Genomic DNA, 2,777 nt, shown 5'->3' with positions numbered 1-2,777 from the left:
AGGTAGAGAGAGCAGTAGGTGAGGGTCCGGAAGTCGAGGCTGGCGAGCTTTTCGAGGACGAAGCCGGACAGGATGATCAGGAAGACCGGCAGAATGATCTGGATGAACAGCATACGGCCTCCCGGGAAATGGTCTTGAGCTGAGGCGAGGTTAGCATGGCTGCCGGAGGGGTGCAACCGTCTCGTGCCAACTCGTTGTTGCGGTTGTCTGTACTTGAAAGTGGCGGAGTAATTGATATATTCGACCAATCTGAAGGAGGTGGGAGTTTGTGATGCCCGCCAGTTCGAAGGGGCAGCGAGACGGGGAGAAAGACGTAGGTTAGACCTGTTCAGAATATATTTTCATTTCTGTTTTTGCCGATGTTGTTTGCAGGTATCGGCTGCCAGCAACAAGGCGAGGCGGAGAAGACCTTCGCCCTGGCGCGAGCGGAGCATCCCTGAAGAATTTTCCCTTCTGCGTGAGCCGCCTCCCATATTCCCGTTGACAGGTCTGCATCCTCCTGTTTAAATACCCCCTTGGCGGCCGAAGATCCGGCCAATTCACTCGCTTCGGGAGGATAGAATGAACCCATTGGCAATCGAACTGAACGACCTGCTTGCCCAGCACAGTCCGCATGTTTTGGAGATGCTTTCCGATCTCGGCAAGAATCTCTTTTTCCCTAAAGGGATTCTGACCCAGTCCGCTGAAGCGAAGGAGAAAGCCCACAAATTCAACGCCACCATCGGCATCGCCACCGAAAAGGGCGGGCCGATGTACCTGCAGTGCATCCAGGACAAGCTCTCCGCTTTTGACCCCAAGGACATCTATCCCTACGCCCCGCCGGCCGGCAAGCCTGAACTGCGCTCGCTCTGGCGGGAGAAGATGCTGCGCGAGAACCCCAGCCTGCAAGGGAAGCATTTCAGCAACCCGGTGGTCACGAATGCCCTGACCCACGGCCTGTCGATCCTCGGCGACATGTTCGTCGGTGCCGGCGACCACGTCGTTCTCCCCGACATGCTTTGGGGCAACTACAACCTGACCTTCGGCACTTGCAACGGTGGCATCATCAAGAAGCATCCGACTTTTACCGAAACCGGCGGCTACGACGTCGACGCCTTCAAGGCGGTGCTGAAGAACTCGGCCGAAGAGAAGGGCAAGGCCGTGGTGCTGCTTAACTTCCCCAACAATCCCAGCGGCTACACCCCGACGGTGGCCGAGGGGGATGCGCTGGTGGCTGCCATTCTTGAGGTGGCTGAGTCCGGCTGTAACATCGTCGCCGTGACCGACGACGCCTATTTCGGCCTTTTCTATGAGGACTGCCTGAAGGAGTCCCTCTTCGGCAAGCTGGCCAACCTGCACCCGCGCATCCTCGCCGTCAAGCTCGACGGCGCCACCAAGGAAGAGTTCGTCTGGGGCTTCCGCACCGGCTTCATCACCTTCGCCGACGGCCACGGCTACGAGAACACTCCGGTCATGACCGCCCTGGAGAAGAAGACCATGGGCATCATCCGGGCGAAGATCTCCAACTGCCCGCACCCGTCTCAGACCTTCGTCATCGAGGGGCTGCGCTCGCCCCAGTTTCTCCCCCAGAAGGAAGAGAAGTTCCAGGTCATGAAGGGCCGCGCCCTGAAGACCAAGCAGGTTCTCGATAGCGGCAAGTACGACGGCGCCTGGACCTACTACCCCTTCAATTCCGGCTACTTCATGTGCCTGAAGGTGAAGAAGGTCGATGCCGAGAAATTGCGGGTGCACCTGCTCGACAAGTACGGCGTGGGCGCCATCTCCATCGGCAAGACCGACCTGCGTATCGCCTTCTCCTGCATCGCCGAGGAGAATATCCAGGAACTCTTCGACATCATCTACCAGGCAGTTCAGGACCTGGTCTGAGACCGGATGGCAGTCACCTGATCGGAGCAGGGGCGGGTCTTGGACCCGCCCCTTGTTTTTAGCGAGCCGAACTATGGATTTCTCCCGACTTCGGAATACTCTGGTGCAGGCCCGCGTCCCCCTGCTGGCGTCGCTGCTGCCCCCCGGCGTGGAATGTTTTCTGGTCGGTGGCGCTCTGCGCGACTGGCAACTGGGCCGGTCGGTCGCTGATCTCGACTTCGCTGTTTCTTGTGACCCGACGGAACTGGCTAGAAATTTCGCTGCCGCGGTCGGCGGACACTGGTTCATGCTCGACGATGAGAGACGGCAAAGCCGGGTGGTGACGAGGCAGTTGGAAGCTATCTCTTTCACCTATGATTTCGCCCCCTATCGGGCAGAAGATCTGGCCGGCGACCTGCGGTTGCGGGATTTCACCATCAATGCTCTTGCCTTGCCCATCGTGGCTGACAACGGTCTGCCTCCCCTGATCGACCCCCTCGGCGGGCTCTCTCACCTCAAGTGCGGCCTTCTGCGCGGCTGCTCATCGGGGGTCTTTCAGGATGATCCCCTGCGCGTTCTGAAAGGGGTTCGCCACTGCACCGCCCTTGGACTGGCAGTAGAACCCCGCACCCTGAACTGGATGCGCGAGGCGACCGGCTTGTTGCCAACGGTTGCCGCCGAGCGGGTGCGCGCCGAACTGACGGGGATTTTTGCCGCCGGTGCCTCCTCCAGGGGGCTTCTACTGCTGCATGAGCTTGATTTGCTGGAAGCTCTTTTCGGCCGTTGTCGAGGATCGGGCAACATTCAGCAGGGCCTAGACCGTCTCGACCGCGCCGGCCAGGTGGCTGACTGTCTGGCCGCCGTGGACCGGCCGCAATGGATCGACCGGGAACTTGAGGCTGGTCTCTGCCGCCGGACGCTGTTGAAATTGG

At 59.8% G+C, this 2,777-nt stretch carries 2 protein-coding genes; both read left to right on the top strand.

The window, feature by feature from the left end; all coding sequences use genetic code 11:
* The first annotated feature begins 561 nt into the window (after window positions 1–561).
* Window positions 562–1,866, top strand: a complete 1,305-nt coding sequence (locus VD811_03120) for an aminotransferase class I/II-fold pyridoxal phosphate-dependent enzyme (GenBank protein ID HXV19969.1) — start codon at window positions 562–564, stop codon at window positions 1,864–1,866.
* Window positions 1,867–1,969: 103 nt separating this feature from the next.
* Window positions 1,970–2,777: hypothetical protein (locus VD811_03115; GenBank protein ID HXV19968.1), on the top strand; the 808-nt coding region annotated here is incomplete at its 3' end.

It is taken from the genome of Desulfuromonadales bacterium, assembly GCA_035620395.1.
Lineage (GTDB): Bacteria > Desulfobacterota > Desulfuromonadia > Desulfuromonadales > DASPGW01 > DASPGW01.
Note: the sequence above shows the minus strand (reverse complement) of the source record. Positions and strands in the feature narration are given on the sequence as shown.

Coding starts and splice junctions, on each gene's coding strand:
- VD811_03120 (HXV19969.1), top strand. CDS start 562: ATGAACCCATTGGCAATCGAACTGAACGACCTGCTTGCCCAGCACAGT.